The organism is Actimicrobium sp. CCI2.3, assembly GCF_035019065.1.
Lineage (GTDB): Bacteria > Pseudomonadota > Gammaproteobacteria > Burkholderiales > Burkholderiaceae_D > Actimicrobium.
This window is the reverse complement of sequence record NZ_JASJWR010000016.1, coordinates 71,104-93,871: the sequence shown is the minus strand read 5'-3', so window position 1 is coordinate 93,871 and position 22,768 is coordinate 71,104. Positions and strand designations below refer to the sequence as shown.

Here is a 22,768-nt window from a genome sequence, read left to right as displayed (position 1 = left end):
TGAATATCTCTGCCTGTTTTTTAAGCAAATTCAGGTCTTGACTGTGCTTTGCTTGTTCAAGTCCGACAGGCTGCTAGCGTTGTGCTTAGCGCACGCTGGCCCGGCGGCGACCGATTGCGCCACCCTTGATCTTGATCAATTACCTGAAGTTGTATTTTTTATGCTGTCCTGACTTGAGCAGTTCGCTCCGAATGCTGGCAACCCAGCTCACTAGCCAACTCAGGGACAAAAAAATACCGAAACTAACAATCGCACTGCGACAAAGTGTTAAATTTACACCTCACAAACTTGGCGCATAATCCAGCCAACAGCAAGTTGACGCAATTCCAATGACTAACTTTTGACCCCGCATGCCCCATCCATGTGCCTGCCAACATCTGTGCCGAACCCGGTTCGGCACGACGCCATCGCTCCACGCCTTTTGGTTGCGTGTGACTCCGATCGGGCATCGTTGCGGTAAGACTGAAGCATCATGCACGCTCAACCCAGTACCATGACTTCTGCCAGCGACAAGCCCGACGCCCTGATCGACGCCGCGGCAATGCACAGGTCCGAGACCACCTCCCTGCACCAGCAAATAGCCGACTTGCAGGCAGAAATCTCGTGTCTACGTGCCATGGTCGCCGACAACGGCGCCCGTGACGAAAAGATGGAGCAGCTGCGCGAGGCCAACCAGAATCTGCTACTCGCCACATTCGGTGCACAAGACTTGCAAGCCAGCGCCGAAGCGGATAACCATGCGAAGGAAGAATTCCTGTCGATGCTGGCCCATGAATTACGTAATCCTCTGGCACCAATCGTGATGGCCAATGCCCTGATCGGCAAGCTGCTTGCGGCCCATCCGATGCTGCCCAAGCTGCACGGCATCATCGACCGCCAGTCACTGCATTTGAAACGGCTGGTCGAAGACCTGCTGGATGCATCCCGGATCAACAGCGGCAAAATCACGTTGCAGCGAGAACCGGTAGTGCTATCGGAAATCATCGAGAGCGCGATCGAGACCAGCGAACCGGTGCTGACCTCGCGCAACCAGCAACTGCACCTCGACATGCCGCAAGAAGTAATCATGCTCGACGGCGACGCCATCCGGCTTGCCCAGGTATTTTCAAACCTGCTGATCAATGCCGCCAAATTTTCTGCCAACGACAGCGCGATTGCTATCCTCATCCGCAGGCAGGCAGAGTCGGTCGAGATCATCGTCAGGGACAACGGAGTCGGCATTGAAGCGGCGTTCCAGCCCTTCATTTTCGACCTGTTCAAACAAGGTCCGAAAACGCTGGACCGCGCTCAGGGCGGCCTTGGCATCGGCCTGTCACTGGTGCGTTCCATCGTCAGCATGCATGGGGGCAGTACCAGTGTCCACAGCGCAGGTCTCGGTCACGGTAGCGAATTCACTGTCATCCTGCCTACCAATGCGTATGCCGTGCCGGTCGATCCTGCCATCACGACGTTGGCGACGACCACTTGCCACGGCCGCATCCTGCTCATCGAAGATAACGTCGATTCCAATGACACACTGACCAGCCTGTTGACACTGGAAGGCTATCTCGTCGACTCGGCGCTCGATGGTCACAACGGCATGTTAATGGCATGTGCCCAACCCTATGACATCATCATTTGCGACATCGGACTACCCACCATGGATGGCTACGAAATCATTGCAACCTTGCGCAAAGTGCTGACATGCCTGCCGCGCTTCATTGCGCTCAGTGGCTACAACCAGACGCAAGACAGACGCCGGGCGCTCGATGCCGGTTTTGATCATTTTCTGGCGAAGCCGGCGTCGGTTGACGTGCTGCTCGACCTGATCGCTTCGACCGTGGTGGCCCATTGATGCTGTCCTTATCACATAGCTCGCTTCACACGGGCACCTGCAACGCCATTCATCCAGACTGGAAGCTGGATTTTTTTTATTCTTGTTGCATCGCGATCAGGCATTAATTATGGCAACAACCAACGTTGAACGAGACGAGATAATCCGGCGCGCCGTCATGCGGCGACCCGATGATTTCCTCAATGTTACCGTTCATTTATGGGAGCGACTCGCGACCGAACTGATTACGCTGATTGGCGAAAATGGCTTTCAATCACTGTATGTTCGCAGCGTGCACCTCACCCGTACCACCTATCCGTGGATCGTCGAGGGCAACCCGACCCACGCAACGGAGAAACGCTTTGCCGGACTGCGCAACAGTCTCGCAGACTACGACATCGAAATTGCCAGTGCAGCAAATAGACTATTACTGACCACGCTGGTCGATATAATCGCCCTACTCATAGGCGATATCCTAATGACCCGAATCTTATGTACTGCATGGACTAACGACGCAAGCGACATAGCTGGCAAGGAATTGCAAGAATGAATAACAAAGTCATCATCAGGCGCCTTCCCACGGGCGTACCCGGACTCGACGACCTGCTCGGCGGTGGACTGCCTGAATTCTCGTTCAACCTGCTTGCCGGCACGCCCGGTAGTGGCAAAACCACGCTGGCCCATCAGATCATGTTTTCACTGGCGAGGCCGGACCGGCGCGCGCTGTTTTTTACTGTGCTGGGCGAACCGCCGCTGAAGATGCTGCGCTACCAGCAGCAGTTTCCGTTTTTCGATATCAATAAAATCAATCACTCCATCAAGTTCGTCAACCTGGCCGCCGATCTCATTGGCGGTAATTTTGACCGGGTGCTGGCGCGCATCGATGAAGAAGTGCAGAAGTTTTCTCCTAGCCTGGTTTTTGTGGACTCGTTCCGTTCGGTGGTGCAATCGGCCAAAACGATGGAAGCCGGTGCGATCGGTCTGCAACATTTTGTTCAGCAACTTGGCATGCAGATGACCAGCTGGCAAGCCACCACTTTCCTGATTGGTGAATACCTGGCACCGGAAGCAGAATCGAGTGCGGTTTTCACCGTCGCCGACGGTATTTTGTGGATGTCGCAACTCGTTCACCGCGATGCCATGATCCGCAAAATCCAGGTGGTCAAAATGCGCGGCCAGGCTCAAAGTCCCGGCGTGCATACCTTTCGGATCAACGATGACGGCGTTGAAGTTTTTCCACGTGCGATGATCAAGACCAACTTGCCGGGTGACGTCGTGGTCACCGGCGACAGGCGACTGTCAACCGGCGTTACCGAACTTGATCAGATGATGGGTGGCGGCCTGCCCGCTGGTTACTCGTGTCTGGTGGTGGGTCCGTCCGGTTCCGGCAAGACGATTCTGGCGACGCAATTCCTGGCCGAAGGTGCCCGCATTGGCGAGCCCGGCGTCGTTGCCGCCTTTGAAAAAAGTCCGAACCAGTTGCTCAGCCATCAGCTCAACCTGATGGTCGAGCGCGGCGAAGTCGGCTACATCAATACCCGCACGCTGGACTTGTCGATCGATGAAATCCTGCATGATCTGGTCACCATGATCACGCGCATGCAGGCCAAACGGGTAGTCATCGACTCCCTGTCGGGATTTGAACTGGCGCTGGCCTCGGTCTTTCGCGAAGACTTCCGCGAAGCGCTATACCGGATGGTCGCGGTGTTGACCGGCATGGGTGTGACGGTGATGATGACGGCTGAGCTGGAAGATCACTACGATTTCCTGCGCTTTAGCTCCTATGGCAATGCCTTCCTTGCCGATGCCATCATCATGCAGCGCTACGTCGAACTGGCTGGCGAGTTCAAGCGCGTATTGTCGGTCGTCAAGGTGCGTGGCAGCGCGCACAGCAAGGCGATCCGTTTCTTCGACATCGTTGGCGATGACCTGCAAATTGGTGATGCCACCAGCGACTTCCAGGGCATTTTGTCCAATCGGCCGCACAACCGGCAGTAAGGCGCGCGGTACTTTTCGCTCAGGCCCGCCGATGTCTCACCATCGCAGGGGCCTTGGCGGTCCCAAGCCAGGAGTTGGTGCAATGCCATTCGGTTATTGCATCCCATACGCTGGATGAAGTAATGCGCGCAGCGGGCGCACGACAGTCTCATCAAAACCGGGTTAGCCGATCTATCACTGATAAAAGAGTGCGGCGACACGACCAGCTCGACTCCCGAAACAACCCTCATCAACTTCTCCAGAATAGCTAGTCACAAGAGCTCTTCGCTACACACGCCCCCTCAGACTTGCACCACCTTGGTTGCCGATGAGTCAACTGCTTGGTGCGGAAGATTAAATGGTGACGATCATGGAACCAATTAACTATTTCCACTACTCAATGTTGCAAGTACGCGTGGCAAATTGCTTCCAAAAGTTCCGGACTCTGCGCTGTGCCGGATTGCGTGAATGCGCTAGAACAGCTTCAACATGCTTGCTTATGACACTCCATCAATCCTTCTTAAAAAGAAATTTATAATGAAAATTTATAACCAAAAAGAAATTACCAAGTTATACCAATCTGCCGCGACCTTTCTTCTTATTGCTTTTTTAACCGCGGCCGCATCCAGTAGTTTTGCCCAAACAACCAGTCCGGTTTACTTTAATGAGGAGACTTTAGCAGCCAAATATTCATCTGGATCGGATGGCTCGAATTCAAATAAAATTCAAAATATGGGTGTGAAGATAGGTTATATTTCAAATGGTACTTACGTCATATTCGATCAATTAGTGATCCCCGATGATAAAAAACCGAACAAAATAACAATCATGTACTCAAGTGGCGGATCGGGTGGTAAGGTAAAGTTCATTGCTGGCGGCATGAATATGATGCGCACTCAGGGCATTACTCTGGGGGAGTTTGATTTGCCGAGCACTGGAGGCTGGGAAAATTATAGAAACGTGACTTTCCAACTTGATTACGACAACCCTAATTTTAATTACTTGAACGTCACTGTTCCGCTTAAACTGGAATTCACAAATCCAGAAGCATCAGATTATCTTTTCGACATAGTTAAGTTTAAAATAGAAAATGCTTCATTATTCCCGTCCACACCATTTACCTTTGACAAAATAATTCCTGCCACGTTATTTAGCTCTGAATCAGATCCTGCAAATGACGACAGAATCCGCAATATGAGTTATAAGGTCGGCTATATAAGAAATGGCACCAGCATTAAATTTGACTCATTCAACATTCCGAATACAGCGATCAAGGGCAGCAATATTCCAGGCAGTGTAACAATCACTTATTCAAGTGGCGGAAGCGGTGGCAAGGTGAAATTTACTGCCGAGGGAAATGATTCCAACATGAAACCGGGTATTGTTATCGGCGAGTTTGATTTGCCGAATACAGGCGGATGGGATATATACAAGACGGTAACGTTTTCAGTGCCACAAAACCAGAATTTGAATTATTTGGGTTATGTACCTGCCACACCACCTCTCAGGCTTGATTTTACAAATTCCGCAAGCAATGACTATTTATTCGATATCGTTGACTTTAAAATTAATAGCGCTCCTTAATAAATAACGCAACTTGATTTTATTGTTTAAACAAGGCGCGGCTCCGCAGCATGCTCGACGGTTTGCCGCTTGGCATCGGTGCAATGCCCTTCGGTTATTGCACCGAATGTCCCGGTACCGGTCGCCAATCCCTACCTGACTAGTCCCTTGATGATGACCCACTGCCGCCGTGAAATCGGCAAGCGTTGATCCGTGCCGGCCAGGATGACTTGCCAGGTATCGAGACACCGCTCGACGCCAATGATCGCCGCGCGAGCAACCAGCGCATTGCGATGCACGCGCACGAACACGCTGGCCAGTTCTTCCTCGATCGACAACAAGGATTCTTCGATCAGGTATTCACGCGTACTGGTACGTAACGTGACGTACTTGGATTCCGCCTTCAGATAAATCACCTCGGCCACCGGCACCAATAACAGCCGGTCACGCTCGTGCACGGGAAAATGCTGACGCGTAGAACGCAGTTCGCGTGCCATCGTGGCAATCGCTTCTTGCTGATAGTGATGCAAACCGGCCGCACGCAGCAGCGCCTCGGCCAGACGCGCTGCGCGCACCGGTTTGAGCAGGTAATCCAGGGCACGGACTTCAAACGCCTTCAGCGCAAAATCATCAAATGCACTGATGAAAATAATCGCCGGGACGACCGGCAATTGCGCTCCGATAAGGGCCGCCAGCTCGATGCCCGACATACCCGGCATCTGCACGTCCAGCAGCATGATGTCCGGAAACTGCTCAGTGGCCAGCGCACCAAGGCCATCGAGCGCAGACTGCGCATCCGCCGCTTCGCCAACCACCTGATGCGGGCACTGCAGCGCGATATCGGACAGCACATCGCGCAACCGGGCACGGGCCGGCGCTTCATCATCAACGATAAAAAGACGCAGGCTCATTGCAGGACCTTTTTGTAGGGAATGAACAGCCGGACTTCAAAATGGGCACCGATGACAGCGGTGCTCAGGCTCGACTCGAGGTCATACAACAAACGTAGCCGACCACGGATGTTCTCCAGTGCCATGTGGTTGCCCGGCGCACCCGATTGCTTGCCCAGCCACGGATTGCTGATCACGACGCTGATACTGTCGCGCACCCGCCGCAACTCGACCCGGATCAGCGCCGGTACCGTGCTTGGTTCAACACCGTAATGCACGGCGTTTTCAAACAACGGTTGCAATAGCAACGAGGGAATCTGCGCCTGCCGCAACACATCGGCATGGATCGCGCTGGTATCCCAGCTCACTTGCAAGCGCTCGCCAAGACGGATTTTTTCAATCGACAGGTATTGTTCGCAGAGGCGAATTTCATCCGCCAGCGAAGTCAGGTCGCGGCCATCGCGCATCAGTACCCGAAACAGATCGCCCAGGTCTTCGAGTGCCGTCTCGGCGCGGCGCGGATCCCTGCGGATCAACGCCAGGACCGCATTAAGACTGTTGAATAAAAAATGCGGGCGGATGCGCGCCTGCAACGCCTGCAACTGCGCTTCGCCCAACGCAGGCGAAAAAGCACGGGCACGCAATTCCAGATAGTGCTGAAGCACGGCCCCAAACAAGGCCGCGAGCAAAGCACCAACGGGCAGCGACAAATTCGGGAAGCTGCCACGAAACCAGTCCACTTGCAGCAAAAGCCGCAGCACCAGCATGCTCATCAGCGCCGGTACCAGAGCACACATCAGTCGCTGTTGCCAATGCGCCAGCATCCCGACAGGCAGATGACGGCGCATCCCGCACAGACACACCAGCGACAGCATGCAGACCAGTTCCAGCGGCAACGAACATTCAATGAACGCCAGTAAACCCGCACTACGCGTGTCGGCCTGCAACACGATGGCCAGCAGCATTACCAGATTGACGAGGGCGAGCACGCGCAGGATCACGCCGGTATTGCAGTAATCCGGAATCACGATCCTGGCAGGATCGGTGTTTTTGGCTGGCAGGTTGGCTAACAAGTTGGCTGGCAAGATCGGCATCGTTGACTCGATTCTAAAAATCAGGATGGGGCTTGTTTTATAATCGGCCGGTTCAGACACCAACTTTCCGGAATTCACTCATGACAGCACAATTCTCCAAAAAAAGCGAAGCCTGGTCGGCCCGTTTTTCAGAACCGGTCTCCGATCTGGTAAAACGCTACACCGCGTCGGTTTTCTTCGACAAGCGACTCGCCGAAGTGGACATCCAGGGCTCGCTGGCCCATGCCCAGATGCTGGCGCAGCAAAAAATCATCAGCAGCGACGACCTATCGGCGATCCGCGGTGGCTTGCAGCAAATTGGCAACGAGATTGCCGAAGGCAGTTTTGAATGGTTGCTGGACCTCGAAGATGTGCATCTGAATATCGAAAAGCGTTTGACCGAACTGGTCGGCGACGCCGGCAAACGGCTTCACACCGGCCGCTCGCGCAATGACCAGGTCGCCACCGACATCCGCCTGTACCTGCGCGGTGCCATCGATGACTTGACCCTCCTGCTGGGTGACTTGCGTCTGGCGCTGGTGGACCTGGCCGAGCAGCACGCCGACACCATCCTGCCCGGCTTCACGCATATGCAGGTCGCGCAACCTGTCACCTTCGGCCACCACTTGCTGGCCTATGTCGAAATGTTTGGCCGTGATACCGAACGCCTCGCCGATTGCCGCAAACGCGTCAACCGCCTGCCACTCGGTGCTGCCGCGCTGGCCGGCACCACCTTCCCGATCGATCGCGAACTGGTCGCGCAATTGCTGGGTTTTGATGAAGTCTGTTTCAATTCGCTCGACGCTGTCTCGGACCGCGACTTTGCCATCGAATTCTGTGCCGCAGCCGCACTCGTGATGACCCACATTTCGCGCATGTCAGAAGAACTGGTGATCTGGATGAGTCCGCGTGTCGGCTTCATTGATATCGCCGACCGCTTCTGTACCGGCTCGTCGATCATGCCGCAAAAGAAAAATCCCGATGTGCCCGAACTGGCACGCGGCAAGACCGGCCGCGTCACGGGTCATCTGATGTGTCTGCTGACCTTGATGAAAGGCCAGCCACTGGCCTACAACAAGGACAATCAGGAAGACAAGGAACCACTGTTCGACACTGTCGACACCCTCACCGATACGCTGCGTATCTTCGCCGACATGGCGCGTGGCATCACCGTCAAGCCGGCGGCCATGCGTGCGGCAGCGATGCAGGGATATGCCACCGCGACGGATCTGGCCGATTATCTGGTCAAAAAAGGCTTGCCGTTCCGTGATGCCCATGAAGCGGTGGCACATGCCGTACGCGTGTGCGTCGACAAGGAATGCGATCTGGCCGACCTGACGCTGGACCAGCTCAAGGCGTTTTCTCCCTTGGTCGAAGAAGATATTTACGCGGTGCTGACCCTCGAAGGCTCGGTTGCAGCGCGCGACCATGTCGGCGGTACAGCGCCACGTCAGGTTCGTCTGGCAATTGCCCGGGTGCGCGCACAACTCGCGGGATAAGGCGAGCGGGACTTGCGGATCGGTCCGTGGTCCCGACTCTCTGACGGAGTCAGGGCATTGCACCGAGCGCACCACCTCGATAACGCAAGCACGACATCCCGACACAAACCAATTCAATACAACTACGACCTGTTTCAAATAGTTGAATCCGATCCGGATTCGCCTTCGTAAAGTGTTTGGTAACTCAGGCTCATCCGAGCCAAAACACTTTTGAAGGAGACCGCAATGAAACCATCGATCACCAAAACCACCTGCTGTGCCGCACTTGTTGCCAGCGCCCTCGCCACCCTGTTTTCGGTTCCCGCCGTGGCGTCCAGCCACCGCGAGGCACCGTTCATTACCAGCATGCCGAAAGTCGATGGCACGGATCTTTACCTGTTCCGCAGTTACGAAGCCAACCGCGCCGCGTACACCACGATTATCGCCAACTACGCGCCACTGCAAGATGCCTACGGCGGTCCGAACTATTTTGCGATGGACACGGATGCCCTCTACGAAATCCACATCAACAACAACGGCAACGGCAAAGAGCAACTAACGTACCAGTTCCGCTTCAACAATACCAACAAGGATACCCAGCTCACCGTCGGCGGAAAAAAAGTCTCGATCCCGCTGGTCGTCAATGGCGGTGCCATTACCGCCCCCAATGCAGCCGGTGCCAATATCCGTGAAACCTACACCGTCACCCTGGTCACCGGCGATCGTCGCACGGGCACCAAAGCGGCCATCACCAACGCCGCTGGCGGTTCGGCCACCTTCGAAAAGCCACTCGACAACATCGGCAACAAGTCCATTCCCGATTACGCTGCCTACGCCGCACAGCACGTCGTCTCAATCAACATTCCAGGCTGCGCACTGCCCGGCAAGATGTTCGTTGGCCAGCGCAAAGATCCTTTCGTCGTCAACCTCGGCGAAACGTTTGACCTGATCAACATCAAGGCACCCGCCACCGCGTTTGATCCGAATGCCGAGCGCGCCGCCCATGATGATCTGGCCGACAAGAACGTCACGTCGATCGAACTCGAAATCCCGACCGTGTGCCTGACCAACGGTACCGAGCCAGTCATCGGTGCATGGACCACGGCCAGCGTTCGTCAAGGTCGCTTGATCAACCCGACCCCGAACTCCAGCAAGGCCGCAAAACAAGGCGGTGCCTGGACCCAGGTATCGCGTCTTGGCGCACCGCTGGTCAATGAAGTCGTGATCGGTCTGAAAGACAAGGACCAGTTCAATCACAGCATGCCAAGCGGCGATGCCCAATTCATCGACTACGTCACCAACCCTACCCTGCCAGCCCTGGTGGAAATCCTGTTTGGTTCGGCTGGCGTCAAGGCACCAACCAACTTCCCGCGTAACGATCTGGTCGCCGCCTTCCTGACCGGCGTTCAAGGTGTCAACCAGCCTGCCAACGTGGTCGGTTCGGAAATGCTGCGCCTCAATACATCGACCGCCGTCACTGCGCCCGCTGCGCAAAAACGCCTCGGTGTCATCGGTGGCGATAACGCCGGTTTTCCGAATGGTCGTCGTCCTGGCGATGACGTCGTCGATATCGCGCTGCGCGTCGTCATGGGTCGCTTGTGCAAGCTCAGTATCGGCTGCGTTCCCGGCGATGCGCCCTCCGGTGATATCGATTTCACCGATGGAGCGTTCGTGGATGCCACCTTCTTCGACAATGCCTTCCCGTACCTGAAAACGCCCATCGCTGGCTCGTTGAAGCATTAATACCAGCCAACCTTCAAGGAATTGATCAGGAGAGCACCATGAGAAAAATTGTACTTTTATGTGCCATGACAGCAGCACTGTCGCTATCAGCGTGCGGCGGTGGCAGCAGCAGTGGCTCGGAAGTGGTCACGCCGCCGGCTGGCACCACGTTTGTCGATGGCTTCATCACCTTCGTTACCAACCTGGTCAGCACGGCACCGGATGATATCCCGGCGCGTGAAATCGACAGTATCGGCACCACCTCGCCGGAAGACACGGCTGCCGCACCGGTTAAATAAGTCAACCCTGCAGTAACGCCTGCCCCCACCGCCTGCCTGTTTGCAAGAACCGGCAGGCGGTTTTTTTCATGTGCCGGTTGATTGATCTTGATGCAACTGCTCGTTGTGGTTCGCCACAGTTGATCCCGCACGCAGTCCCTGCTACCCTCACGACCGTTCGTTACAAAAACACGGCGCGCAATCAAGCGCTGATCGACAACAGCAGAGACATGCCACTTCCCGGAGATTCCATGCACACCACGTTGACCATCAAAAAACTGACCCTGGCCCTGATCGCTGCTGGCATCGGCTGTTCGGCCTTCGCCGCCGACATCAAGCTCGGTGCCGCTGAAGCCCTGACCGGCCCGGCCGCCAAATACGGTAGCGCCATCAAGAATGGCCTGACGCTGGCCGCTGACGAAATCAATGCCAAGGGCGGTGTCAACGGCAACAAGCTGGTACTGATCATCGACGACGAGCAAGGCAAAAAAGAAGAAGCCATCAACGTCTTCAAGAAACTGATTTTCCAGGACAAGGTCCTGATGGTCTTCGGTCCGACGCTATCGAATTCGGCCTTTGCCGCCGACCCGATTGCCGTCGCCACCAAAGTCGTCGTCTTCGGCACCAGCAACACCGCCGATGGCATCAGCACGATGGGCCCGACCGTGTTCCGCAATTCAGTCATGGAAGCCGACGTCTTGCCAGTCACCACCGCAGCAGCCGTCAAGCATTTCGGTCTGAAAAAAGTCGCAGTGGTCTATGGCAACGATGACGCTTTCACCAAGAGCGGCTACGACGTCTTCAAGACCACCCTCGACGCGCAAAAAATCGAGATCACCACCACCGAAACTTATGCCAAGGGCGACGTTGATTTCAAGGCCCAGCTGACCAAGATCAAGGCCACCAATCCTGACGCAATCGTGTGTTCGTGCCTGGCCGAAGAAGCCGCCAACATCATCCTGCAAACCCGCACGCTGGGCATGAAGCAACCGTTCATCGGTGGTAACGGCTTCAATTCACCGAAGCTGTTCGAGATCGCCAAGGATGCGGCCGACAACACCATCATGGGTAGCCCATGGTCGTCCGAGAACATGACGCCAGCCAACAAGGCCTTCATCGCTGCCTACAAAACCAAGTTCAATGCCGAGCCGGACCAGTTTGCGGCCCAGGCCTATGACGCGATTTACATCGTTGCCGACGCACTCAAGAACGTGAAGCTGACCGGTGCGCTCGACAAGGACAGGCTGGCACTGGCAACAGCGCTGCCGACCGTCAAGCTCAACGGTGCCACCGGAGCGTTCGCGTTCCGCCACGCTACCGGCAAGGATGGCAAACCTGCCGGATATGATGCCAACCAGGATGCCATCGTCAATATCGCCAAGGGCGGCAAGTTTGTGCTGCTGAAATAAATCACGCGAACAATTTTAGTTCTAACCGTTTTACCTGCGGCATTCCCGGCTTACGCTGGCCATGCCGCAGCTTCCGTATTTTCAATTCATGCAGGGACTATGCTCGAACAACAACTGATTAATGCCCTGTCGCTGGGCAGCGTGTATGCGCTGTTCGCACTGGGCTTCACGCTGGTTTTCGGCGTGCTGGGCGTCATCAATTTATCGCATGGCGCGATCTTCATGCTGGGCAGTTACGCCGCGCTTTTGCTGGTCGAGAAGATGGCGTTTCCGCTCTGGCTGGCATTACTCGCTGCCATGCTGGTGGCCGGCCTGATTGGTTTGCTGGTCGACTATCTGGTGTTGCGGCCGCTGCGCAAACGCAATGCACCGCATCTGTCGCCGATGATCGCCTCGATCGGCGTAGCCATCATGCTGACCAGTCTGGCGCAAGGCCTGTTCGGTGCCGAGAACAACCGCTTCCCGGTCGGCACCATCCCCGAACAAAGCATCACGTTCGGCAGCGTGCATGTGACCGCTGTCCAGATCGGCATCGTCGCGATTTCATTTCTGCTGATGGTCGTGCTGCTGGTCGTGATGCGTCGCACGCAACTTGGTCGTGCGCTGCGCGCGATTGCCGAATCACCGAAAGCCGCCGCACTACTGGGCATCAATGTCGAGGGGTTATTCCTGCTGACCTCGTTCACCGCGGCGGCACTCGGTGGTGTCGCCGGCGTGCTGGTCGGCTTGTCGTTCAACGCGATCTCGCCGTTCATGGGACAACCGATGCTGCACAAGGGCATCGCCGTCATCATCCTTGGCGGCATGGGCGATATCCGTGGCGCGATGATCGGTGGCCTGTTCCTCGGCTTTGCCGAAGTCATGAGCGTGGCGTACCTGTCGAGCGATTTCCGCGATGCGGTCGCCTTCGGTCTGCTGTTCGTGATCCTGCTGGTGCGGCCATCCGGCATGTTCGGCAAAGTGCTGGAAAGGAAGGCCTGACATGATGGAATGGTGGCAGGCTTTCTGGTCGACTTACAACACCGTCATCTTCAGCATCGGCGTCAATGCAATGCTGGCGCTGTCGATTTACCTCACGCTGTCCTGCGGTTTGCTGTCGCTGGCCAATGCCGCGTTCATGGGCATTGGTGCGTACGCCGCAGCGATGCTGACGATGCAAGCCGACGTCGCATTCCCGCTGGCCTTGCTCGCTGCCGGCGTGCTGCCGGCCCTGGTCGCACTGATTATCGGCATCCCGACGCTGCGCTTGTCCGGGGTCTATCTCGCGATGGCCACGCTGGGCTTTGGCGAAGTGGTGCGCGTCATCGTGCTCAATCTCGATGTGACCGGCGGTCCGATGGGTCTCAATGGCATTCCGCTCAAGACCGAGATCTGGCACATCGCGCTGCTGCTGGCGCTCACGCTATATGTCCTTGCGCGCATGCGCCGCTCGAAAATCGGACGCGCCTTTGAAGCCATCAAGGCTGATGAAGTCGCAGCACAGCTGATGGGCATCAATGTCGCCGGCTACAAACTGCTCGCGTTTGTCAGCGGCGCAGTCATCGCCGGCGTCGCCGGTGGCCTCAACGCGCATTACACGTTCACCATCGGTCCGGGCAATTACGCGTTTGAAAACGCCGTCGATATCCTGACCATGGCTGTCTTCGGCGGCACCGCCAACCTGATCGGTCCGACGCTGGGCGCGACCATCCTGACGCTGTTGCCCGAAGTGCTGCGCGAGTTCAAGCACTTCCGGCTGGCCTTCAATGGCCTGATCCTGATCGTCGTCATCCTGTATCTGCCTAAAGGTATCTGGGACCCGGCGCGCCTACGTGCCCTGTTCAAGCGCACCTCAACGAAGAAGGAGATCTGATGCTGCAAATGAATCAGATCAGCAAGCAGTTCGGCGGCCTCAAGGTGCTGCAGGATGTCAGCTTCACGGTGCCGCAAGGCGGCATCTTCGGCATGATCGGACCGAACGGTGCGGGCAAGACCACGGTCTTCAACTTGCTGACCGGGCTGCTGCAGCCCACTGGCGGCAGCATCGTTTTTAATGGGAAAAATCTTGGTGCGGTCGCGCCGCACGAGATCACCGAACTGGGCATTGCACGGACCTTCCAGAACATCCGCATTTTCAAGGAAATGACGCTGCTCGAAAACGTTATCGTCGGCATGCATGACCATCTCGACTACGGCATGGTCGGTTTGCTGCTCAATCTGGCGAGCTTTCGCAATGCCGAAGCGAAAGCCCGCGAGCGCGCACACGAGCTGCTGTCGTGGGTGCGACTCGATCACAAGGCCGGCATGCTGGCTGAAAGCCTGTCGTATGGCGAACAGCGCCGGCTCGAATTTGCCCGTGCGCTGGCCACCGAACCCAAACTGCTGCTGCTCGACGAACCGGTCGCCGGCATGAATCCGTCCGAAAAATCCGATCTGATGGCCGAGATCGTCAATATCAAGGAGCGTGGCTACACGATTTTCCTGATCGAACACGACATGCGTTTCGTCATGGGCCTGTGCGACCGCATCGCGGTCCTCAACTTCGGTCGCATCATCGCCGAAGGCACGCCGTCCGAGATCAAGAACAATCCCGAAGTCATCGAAGCCTATCTCGGCAAGGAAGAAGCATGAGCGCGATTCTGCAGGTCAGCGACCTGGCCGTTTCCTACGGACAGATCGCTGCCGTCAAAGGTATCGACCTGGTACTGCATGAAGGCGAAATCACCGCACTGGTCGGTGCCAATGGTGCCGGCAAAAGTACCGCGTTGCTGGCCATCTCCGGCTTGCTGAAAACGGTCGGCGGTCAAGTCCTGTTCGACGGGGCTGACCTGACCAAGCTGGCACCGCACCAGATCGTTGGCCTTGGCGTGGTGCAGGTCGCCGAAGGACGGGCGATTCTGACGACGCTGACCGTGAGCGAAAATCTGGCGTTGGGCACTTATGCCCGCAAAGATAAAAGCGGCGTGGCGAAAGACCTGGAGTGGGTCTACACCTTGTTCCCTGTTTTGAAAGAACGGCGTGACGGCATGGCCGGCAACCTCTCCGGCGGCGAACAGCAGATGCTGGCAATCGGCCGGGCACTGATGGCCAAACCGCGCGTACTGCTGCTCGATGAACCGTCGATGGGATTGGCACCGTTGATGGTCCAGGAGATTTTCCGCATCCTCAAGGAAATCAACCTGACCGGGCTTACCATCCTGCTGGTCGAACAGAATGTGCGTCAGGCGTTACGCATCGCCCATCGCGGCTACGTACTCGAAACCGGCAAGATCGTTCTGACCGGCACGGGTCGGGAATTGCTCGATGATCCAAAGGTAGTGGAAGCATATCTGGGCGGGTAATCCGGAGCAAAACCGTAGGGCGCACGTTTCACGTCAAATTAATACAAGACCCGCGTCCGGATCGTCCCTTCGATCTCGTGCAATTTTTCCATCGCGACCGTCGAACAACCCACCGGCACATCCATCACGAGATAGCCAATCGATTCGTTGGTCATCAGGCTTTGCGCCGAGATGTTGATGCCGTTCTCGGCGAAGATGCGGTTGATCGCGGAGAGCACACCCGGCACGTTGCGATGGATGTGCAGCAAACGATGCTTGCCACCAAACAGCGGTACTGCCACCTCCGGGAAATTGACCGCCGACAGCGTCGAACCTGTGTCCGAATAGCGGGCGAATTTTTCGGCGACTTCGAGGCCGATGTTGGCTTGCGCTTCCAGGGTCGAACCGCCGATATGCGGCGTGAGAATCACGTTATCGAACCTGCGCAACGGCGACAGGAATTCTTCGCTATTGGCTTTCGGCTCGGACGGGAACACGTCGACTGCTGCGCCACCAAGATGCTTGCGCTCAATCATGCCGGCCAGCGCATCAATGTCGACGCAGCTACCCCGTGCGGCATTGATGAAGATACTGCCGATTTTCATCTTCGCAAATTGCTCGGCGCCCATCATGTTTTTGGTCGAGTCATTCTCGGGCACGTGCAAGGTCACTACATCGGCTTGCGCCAGCAAGTCGTCGAGCGAATCCACCTGATGCGCATTGCCGATCGGCAGTTTGGTCACGACATCGTAGTACACGACCTTCATGCCCAGCCCTTCGGCCAGCACCGACAATTGGGTGCCGATGCTGCCATAGCCAACGATACCGAGGGTCTTGCCGCGCGTCTCGAACGAGCCTTCGGCCGATTTCGACCAGCCGCCGCGATGGACCAGCGCGTTTTTTTCCGGGATGCCGCGCAACAGCAAAATGGTTTCGGCCAGCACCAGTTCGGCTACCGAGCGGGTATTCGAAAAGGGCGCATTGAATACGGGAATACCGCGCTGCATCGCTGCGCGCAAATCCACCTGATTGGTACCGATACAAAAACAACCGACGGCGATCAGCTTTTCAGCCGCCGCCAGCACGGTGGCTGTCAACTGGGTACGCGAGCGGATGCCGACAAAATGCGCGTCACGGATCTTCTCGATCAGTTGTGCTTCGTCGAGCGCAGTCGGCAGCGATTCGATGTTGGTGTAGCCGTTGCGCCCGAGTACTTCGAGCGCATTCTTGTGTACTCCTTCGAGCAACAGAAAACGGATTTTGTCTTTTTCCAGCGATAGGTGGTGGCTCATGCAGTGTCCCAGGTTCATCAAAGTTTGAACACTATATGGGGACGAGCATGGCATTGACCAGTGCTGCATCAGGAAAAGCCAGTACGGTATTGTGAAAATCGGTCAGCGGCCCCCATCCAGGCAGGACCGCACCGCGCTGATCGTAGCCAATGGCCTTGAACTTCCACACACCCTGACTCAGCTTGAGGTTGCCAACATGCGCACCCTCGCCGGTCAGCACGCGAAACACCGCGTCACTGACCGGCTCCAGCATTAGCTGCATGGGAGCACTCACGCCGATTTGCGGCTCGCAAGCTGGCGTAACACGTAGTGCAGGATGCCGCCGTGACGGAAGTACTCGACTTCTTTCGGCGTCAGCAGCAACACCTCCACCTTGAATCCCGTGATCCGGCCATCGCTGCCGGTGGCCATCACTTCGGCAATCCGGCTCTCGCCGTCGTGCAAGCCCGTGATATCGAAGTGATCATCGGCACGCAAATCCAGAGAAGCAGCACTCTGGCCATCCATGAAGCGCAACGGCAGCACGCCCATGCCGACCAGATTGGAACGGTGAATCCGCTCGAAACTCTCGGCGATCACGGCCTTCACGCCCAGCATCATGGTGCCCTTGGCGGCCCAGTCGCGCGACGAACCGGTGCCATACTCCTTGCCGGCGATGACAACCAGCGGTACGCCGTCGGCCTTGTACTGCATCGCCGCGTCATAAATGGCGAGCTTGCGCCGGGACGGGAAGTGAATCGTCTTGCCGCCCTCCTCGCCGTCAAGCATCAGGTTACGAATCCGGATATTGGCAAAGGTACCGCGCACCATCACGTCATCATTGCCGCGCCGCGAGCCATACGAATTGAAGTCAGCCGGCAGCACGTTCAACGATTGCAGAAACAATCCGGCGGGGGAGTCGGCCTTGATATTGCCGGCCGGCGAAATATGGTCCGTCGTGATCGAGTCGCCAAACAAGCCCAGCAAACTGGCACCGTGGATATCGTCGATGGTGCCGACGGCCATCTGCATGCCGTCGAAGTACGGCGGATTCTTGATGTAGGTCGACGCCGCATCCCACGCAAACGCGGTGCCGTCGGGCGAAGCGATCTGGTTCCAGCGGCTGTCGCCGGCAAACACGTTGGCGTAGTTGCGCGTGAACATTTCCGGTCCGACGCTGGCCACGATCAGGTCGCCGATTTCCTTGTTCGATGGCCAGATGTCGCGCAGAAAAACCGGCTGGCCATCACTGCCGGTGCCCAGCGGCTCGGTCGCCATGTCGATATCGACGGTGCCTGCCAGCGCATAGGCCACCACCAGTGGCGGCGAGCCAAGGTAATTCATCTTGACCTCGGGATGGACCCGGCCCTCGAAATTGCGGTTACCCGACAAGACCGCTGCGACCACCAGATCATCGGCAGCGATGTCGCGCGAGACGGCCTCGGGCAATGGCCCCGAATTGCCGATGCAAGTGGTACAGCCATAACCGACGATGAAAAATCCCAGCTGTTCCAGTGGCGACAGCAAGCCGGCGCGGGTCAGGTAATCGGTCACCACCAGCGAGCCCGGTGCCATCGACGTCTTGACCCAGGGCGCGGCCTTCAACCCACGCGCCACCGCATTGCGTGCAAGCAGACCGGCGGCCAGCATCACGGCCGGATTGGATGTGTTGGTACACGACGTAATCGCAGCAATCACGACCGCGCCATCACGCAACGCGAAGTCGTCCGGCGCGATCGTGGGTGCTGTGACGGCAGCGGCAGCGGCAGCGGCAGCATCATCGATCGCCACGTCCGCAGGCGCACCGCCCTCGCCTTCAAAGCGTTGCAGCGATTTTTCAAATGGCTTGCGATTGGTCACCATGCCGATCAGGTTGTCATGCACATTGGCCTTCATGTCCGACAGCAGCACCCGATCCTGCGGCCGTTTGGGGCCGGCCAGCGACGGCAGGACCGTGCCCATGTCGAGCATCAGCGTCTCGCTGTAAATCGCTTCGACCTCGGTGCGCCACAAACCTTGCGCTCTGGCATAGGCTTCAACCAGCGCAACCTGCTCGTCGCTGCGACCGGACAGCCGCAGATAAGCCAGCGACTCGTCATCAATCGGGAAGATGCCGCAGGTGGCACCGTATTCCGGCGCCATGTTGGCAATCGTCGCCCGGTCCGCCAGCGGCAAGGACGACAAGCCATCGCCATAAAACTCGACGAACTTGCCGACCACGCCGAGCGAACGCAGCATTTGCGTGACCGTCAGGACCAGATCGGTGGCGGTGACGCCTTCCGGCAACTTGCCGGTCAGCTTGAAGCCCACCACTTGCGGGATCAGCATCGAACTGGGCTGACCCAGCATTGCTGCCTCGGCCTCGATACCGCCGACACCCCAGCCCAGCACACCGAGGCCATTGACCATGGTCGTGTGCGAATCGGTGCCGAAGACGGTATCCGGAAACGCATACTGCACACCGTCGATCTCGCGCGCCATCACGACCCTGGCCAGGTTTTCCAGATTGACCTGATGGACGATGCCGGTATTGGGTGGCACCACCTTGAAATTATCGAAGGCTTTCTGGCCCCAGCGCAAAAAGCTGTAGCGCTCGCGATTGCGACTGAATTCGATGCGGCCATTGATGTCGAGCGAATCCGACTTGCCGAACGAATCGACCTGTACCGAATGATCGATCACTAGTTCGGCCGGAATCAACGGATTGATATTGTTGACCGATCCGCCTAGCCGAACCACCGCATCGCGCATCGCGGCAAGGTCAACCATGCAGGGCACGCCGGTGAAATCCTGCAGCACGACGCGCGCCGGCATGAACGCGATCTCGACCGATGGCTCAGCCTGCGCATTCCAGCCCGCCACCGCCTCGATCGACGCGCGTGTCACCGCAACGCCGTCTTCGCAGCGCAGCAAGTTTTCGAGCAGGATTTTCATCGAAAACGGCAAGCGACTCAGGTCGAATTGCTGGCCTAGCAAGGCCAGTCTGAAGATCGTGTAATCGGTGCCATTAACGGCAAGCGTATCGCGCGTGGCGAAAGAATCAATCATGATCATTCCTTGGTAAATCGCATTATTCCCGACTAGCAGGAATAATGCGGTGTGGATCGGCATCCGAAGTCGAACGCTGTCACGATCGCGGACAAGAAAAATAAATACCTGAAAATAAAAACGAAAAATAAAAACGAAAAATAACAACGAAAATTCAAAACGCAAAAATAATTTATTTACCAAGAAAAAATGCGGTAATTAGCTAGTGATATTAGCTGATTTCCAATATGGCATACAAAACTAATCCTGCATTTGAACTACCAGGTAGAGCACATCCGGTTGCGCGATCAACTGGCTTGACGACGCATTTAAATTACTTGAGCGCATCAGTCCGGCACCGTTTCATCACAAATCCCATTTTTTTCAAATGACGCAACAAGGTCACTTCATGAACGGGTAAATCGATTGCCTGACTGCTTAACCGCTGGCGCAATTGATCGACGCTACCGCCATGCATCTGTAAATCAATCCGTAATCGTTCAAGCAGTTCGGGTGCCAGTTTGGCCGGTCTGCCGGAATAAGTCGCCCGTACCAGGCTACCAGCACCGTCGCGCTCCCAGCGCCGCACCCATTGGGCCACCGTACTCATGTGCACACCAAAATCGGCGGCGGCGTTCTTGTAGGTGCAACCTTGAGCGACGCAAATAATCGCTTGAGCACGCTGCCGGACCCGCGCGTCTCCATGAAAAACACCGATATCGCGCAGGGTTTTTTGTTGCTCTTCACTTAATAATAATCGTTTCATAACAAAACTCCTTATCACCACTGCATGACAAGTCAGACAACAGAATATGTCAAACATTGAGTTTTATTAAAATAACATTATATGAGTTTATTTTTATTGGTTAATTTTATATACCAACTATTAACACCGCTTATTGCTTGTTAAATCATCAGTATTTCGTGAAAAGTGACTATTGGAGGCTTTTTATTGCGGTCGAATGTATTAACATGCGGAAACATGTTTCTTAAATACAGGTTTTTAGTTAATACCTACAGTTACTACGTAATTTAAGGTGACCGACTACTAACTTTATTCAACAATTCGATTACGCATATCAATGGCTCACATCCTTCTGTTTGAAGATAATCCGTCACCTCCCTATGCCAACAAGGGCTTTATTGATGAGGCTATGAATGACCATGACCTTGTTGTCGTCGGCAGCGTCGCCTCGATGTGGTCGACGCTTCAGCATCAACAGGCAGATGTCCTGATCGTCGACCTTGGCCTACCCGATGATTACGGGCAGGCGATTGTCACGCGCATGCAAGCGTCTTATCCGGGCGTCGGCGTGCTGGTACTGACGCACGGCGATCAGCAGGAACAACGCAGCAACGGTTTGCTGCTGGGTGCCGACCAGATACTCACCAAGCCTGTTTCTGCCTCGAAATTACGCGCGCAAGTGATCGCGCTCTGCCGGCGCATCAAGCGCCACCGCGGTGCCGTCGTCACTTCAACACCACAACAATGGCGCTTGCGTACAACCGAGCGGCAATTGCAGGTCAACGATCTGCTTGCCGTCAACCTGACCGAAAAAGAATTCAGCTTTCTGCGCCTGCTGACCCACAGCAGCCAGCCGGTCGCCCGCGACACGCTGAACAAGGAAATGCATATTGATGTCAGCGGCGACGAGCGACGTGACACCAAAAAAATCGACATGCTGATTTACCGGTTGCGGCGCAAGGTAAAAAGTGCGCTGCGGGTCGATCTGCCGGTACGCAATGCATATGGCAGCGGCTACAGTCTGACCGCTCCACTGAAGCTGGCATGATGATGACTTCGCTCACCATGAAAACTTTTTCCGGACTGAACTGGATGCCCGCTGCACTGGGTCTCTCCGGTGCGGCGGCGGTAGCGATCACCGCCCAATGGAGTGGGTTGGCCATTGCGCTGATGACGCTGCTGATCATCGCCGGCATCGTCATCAGCTTGCTCAGTGCGGCCCGCCAGCGTGCCAGTCGCCGTGACATCGATAGCTATCTGGTCAGTCAGCAGCAATTCGGTGCCGCCATCGTGCCGGTCTGGAGCGCCCACATTGAATCGTCACGGGCACAAATGGACAGTGCCATCGATGATTTGTCGCAGCGCTTTTCTGGCATCGTCGACAAGCTCGATGACGCGGTCCATGCATCAAGCCTCGCGACCGCGTCGATCGGCAATAGCGACGCTGGCCTGGTCGCTGTCTTTGCCCGCAGCCAGCAGCAACTCGGGTCCGTCGTCGCTTCCCAAAAAGCGGCGATGCACAGCATGACTGGCATGCTCGAGCAGGTGCAGGCACTCGACCGCTTTGTCGCCGAATTGCAGGACATGGCCACCGACGTCGCCCAGATCGCAGCGCAATCGAACCTGCTGGCACTCAACGCCGCCATCGAAGCGGCGCGCGCCGGGGAAACAGGCCGCGGTTTCACGGTCGTGGCACGCGAATTTCGGCTGCTCTCGCGCCAGTCTGGTGATACCGGCCAGCACATTGCCAGCAAAGTCAACATCATCAGTGACGCCATCACTGCCGCCGTGCGCTCGGTGAGCGCTTCGGTGAAGCAGGAAGAAATCACGCTGCGCTCGGCCGAAACCACGATCGACACCGTGCTCGCCGATTTCCGCACGATCACCGATGCGCTGGTGCAGTCGAGCTCGCTGCTCCAGCAAGAGAGCATCGGCATCAAGAGCGAGGTCGGTGCCGCGCTGGTCCAGTTGCAGTTCCAGGACCGGGTTAGCCAGATCATGAATCACGTCAAGGGCAATATCGAACAGTTGCCGGTCTATCTCGACATGCACCGGCAAGACATCACCGATGCCGGCACCTTGCTGCCGCTCGACGCCCGCATCCTGCTCGATGAACTCAAAGAAACCTACGTGATGGCTGACCAGCACGCCATTCACAGTGGCACCACGGTCGATCACCCCAGCCGCAACACCGATAACGACATCACCTTTTTTTAGGAAATA

Annotated in this window: 20 protein-coding genes; 14 read left to right on the top strand and 6 right to left on the bottom strand. The window is 56.4% G+C overall.

Annotation, left to right across the window (positions count from 1 at the left end; all coding sequences use genetic code 11):
- The first annotated feature begins 472 nt into the window (after window positions 1–472).
- The 4 genes from QN370_RS10895 (at window position 473) to QN370_RS10880 (ending at window position 5,374) form a co-directional block, all read left to right on the top strand.
- Window positions 473–1,834, top strand: a complete 1,362-nt coding sequence (locus QN370_RS10895; protein WP_322125540.1) for a hybrid sensor histidine kinase/response regulator — start codon at window positions 473–475, stop codon at window positions 1,832–1,834.
- A gap of 109 nt (window positions 1,835–1,943) precedes the next feature.
- Window positions 1,944–2,363 carry a hypothetical protein gene (locus tag QN370_RS10890; protein ID WP_322125539.1) on the top strand — a complete coding sequence of 140 codons (420 nt, stop codon included), beginning with the start codon at window positions 1,944–1,946 and terminating at the stop codon, window positions 2,361–2,363.
- Complete coding sequence (locus tag QN370_RS10885) at window positions 2,360–3,811, top strand: ATPase domain-containing protein (RefSeq protein ID WP_322125538.1); 1,452 nt, start codon at window positions 2,360–2,362, stop codon at window positions 3,809–3,811. The genes QN370_RS10890 and QN370_RS10885 overlap by 4 nt, the downstream gene beginning before the upstream one ends.
- Window positions 3,812–4,327: 516 nt before the next feature.
- Window positions 4,328–5,374 (top strand): carbohydrate-binding protein, encoded by a 1,047-nt coding sequence (locus QN370_RS10880; RefSeq protein WP_322125537.1) that lies wholly within the window; start codon window positions 4,328–4,330, stop codon window positions 5,372–5,374.
- Between the two features lie 131 nt (window positions 5,375–5,505).
- Here QN370_RS10880 and QN370_RS10875 read toward each other — a convergent pair whose 3' ends face one another.
- Both QN370_RS10875 and QN370_RS10870 read right to left on the bottom strand, forming a co-directional pair.
- Window positions 5,506–6,264 (bottom strand): LytTR family DNA-binding domain-containing protein, encoded by a 759-nt coding sequence (locus tag QN370_RS10875; protein WP_322125536.1) that lies wholly within the window; start codon window positions 6,262–6,264, stop codon window positions 5,506–5,508.
- A complete protein-coding gene (locus QN370_RS10870; RefSeq protein ID WP_322125535.1) occupies window positions 6,261–7,337 on the bottom strand; it encodes a sensor histidine kinase in 1,077 nt (358 codons plus the stop codon). Before QN370_RS10870 ends, QN370_RS10875 begins: the two co-directional genes overlap by 4 nt.
- A gap of 80 nt (window positions 7,338–7,417) precedes the next feature.
- On the opposite strand from QN370_RS10870, the gene argH reads away from it, so the two are divergent.
- The 8 genes from argH (at window position 7,418) to QN370_RS10830 (ending at window position 15,523) form a co-directional block, all read left to right on the top strand.
- Complete coding sequence (argH, locus tag QN370_RS10865) at window positions 7,418–8,815, top strand: argininosuccinate lyase (protein WP_322125534.1); 1,398 nt, start codon at window positions 7,418–7,420, stop codon at window positions 8,813–8,815.
- 225 nt (window positions 8,816–9,040) lie between these two features.
- Complete coding sequence (locus tag QN370_RS10860) at window positions 9,041–10,537, top strand: DUF4331 domain-containing protein (RefSeq protein ID WP_322125533.1); 1,497 nt, start codon at window positions 9,041–9,043, stop codon at window positions 10,535–10,537.
- Between the two features lie 38 nt (window positions 10,538–10,575).
- Window positions 10,576–10,815: a hypothetical protein gene (locus tag QN370_RS10855; RefSeq protein WP_322125532.1), complete on the top strand. Its 240-nt coding sequence runs from the start codon at window positions 10,576–10,578 to the stop codon at window positions 10,813–10,815.
- A 230-nt stretch (window positions 10,816–11,045) separates the two neighbouring features.
- Window positions 11,046–12,203 carry an ABC transporter substrate-binding protein gene (locus QN370_RS10850; RefSeq protein ID WP_322125531.1) on the top strand — a complete coding sequence of 386 codons (1,158 nt, stop codon included), beginning with the start codon at window positions 11,046–11,048 and terminating at the stop codon, window positions 12,201–12,203.
- Window positions 12,204–12,302: 99 nt separating this feature from the next.
- Window positions 12,303–13,184 carry a branched-chain amino acid ABC transporter permease gene (locus QN370_RS10845; RefSeq protein WP_322125530.1) on the top strand — a complete coding sequence of 294 codons (882 nt, stop codon included), beginning with the start codon at window positions 12,303–12,305 and terminating at the stop codon, window positions 13,182–13,184.
- A gap of 4 nt (window positions 13,185–13,188) precedes the next feature.
- Window positions 13,189–14,055, top strand: coding sequence for a branched-chain amino acid ABC transporter permease (locus QN370_RS10840; protein WP_322125855.1), 867 nt, complete (start codon window positions 13,189–13,191; stop codon window positions 14,053–14,055).
- A complete protein-coding gene (locus QN370_RS10835) occupies window positions 14,055–14,813 on the top strand; it encodes an ABC transporter ATP-binding protein (RefSeq protein WP_322125529.1) in 759 nt (252 codons plus the stop codon). Before QN370_RS10840 ends, QN370_RS10835 begins: the two co-directional genes overlap by 1 nt.
- Window positions 14,810–15,523: an ABC transporter ATP-binding protein gene (locus QN370_RS10830; RefSeq protein ID WP_322125528.1), complete on the top strand. Its 714-nt coding sequence runs from the start codon at window positions 14,810–14,812 to the stop codon at window positions 15,521–15,523. Before QN370_RS10835 ends, QN370_RS10830 begins: the two co-directional genes overlap by 4 nt.
- A gap of 38 nt (window positions 15,524–15,561) precedes the next feature.
- Here the strand turns inward: QN370_RS10830 and serA are convergent, their stop codons facing one another.
- From serA to QN370_RS10810, 4 genes are all read right to left on the bottom strand, one after another.
- Window positions 15,562–16,794, bottom strand: a complete 1,233-nt coding sequence (serA, locus tag QN370_RS10825; protein WP_322125527.1) for a phosphoglycerate dehydrogenase — start codon at window positions 16,792–16,794, stop codon at window positions 15,562–15,564.
- Window positions 16,795–16,825: 31 nt separating this feature from the next.
- A complete protein-coding gene (locus QN370_RS10820) occupies window positions 16,826–17,068 on the bottom strand; it encodes a hypothetical protein (RefSeq protein WP_322125526.1) in 243 nt (80 codons plus the stop codon).
- The gene (gene acnA, locus QN370_RS10815) at window positions 17,065–19,827 is read right to left on the bottom strand and encodes an aconitate hydratase AcnA (protein WP_416172101.1); all 2,763 of its coding nucleotides are present in this window, start codon (window positions 19,825–19,827) and stop codon (window positions 17,065–17,067) included. Before acnA ends, QN370_RS10820 begins: the two co-directional genes overlap by 4 nt.
- Window positions 19,828–20,134: 307 nt before the next feature.
- A complete protein-coding gene (locus tag QN370_RS10810; RefSeq protein ID WP_322125524.1) occupies window positions 20,135–20,623 on the bottom strand; it encodes a helix-turn-helix domain-containing protein in 489 nt (162 codons plus the stop codon).
- 259 nt (window positions 20,624–20,882) lie between these two features.
- On the opposite strand from QN370_RS10810, the gene QN370_RS10805 reads away from it, so the two are divergent.
- Both QN370_RS10805 and QN370_RS10800 read left to right on the top strand, forming a co-directional pair.
- Window positions 20,883–21,593 (top strand): response regulator transcription factor, encoded by a 711-nt coding sequence (locus tag QN370_RS10805; RefSeq protein ID WP_322125523.1) that lies wholly within the window; start codon window positions 20,883–20,885, stop codon window positions 21,591–21,593.
- Complete coding sequence (locus tag QN370_RS10800) at window positions 21,590–22,762, top strand: methyl-accepting chemotaxis protein (RefSeq protein WP_322125522.1); 1,173 nt, start codon at window positions 21,590–21,592, stop codon at window positions 22,760–22,762. Before QN370_RS10805 ends, QN370_RS10800 begins: the two co-directional genes overlap by 4 nt.
- Window positions 22,763–22,768 lie beyond the last annotated feature (6 nt).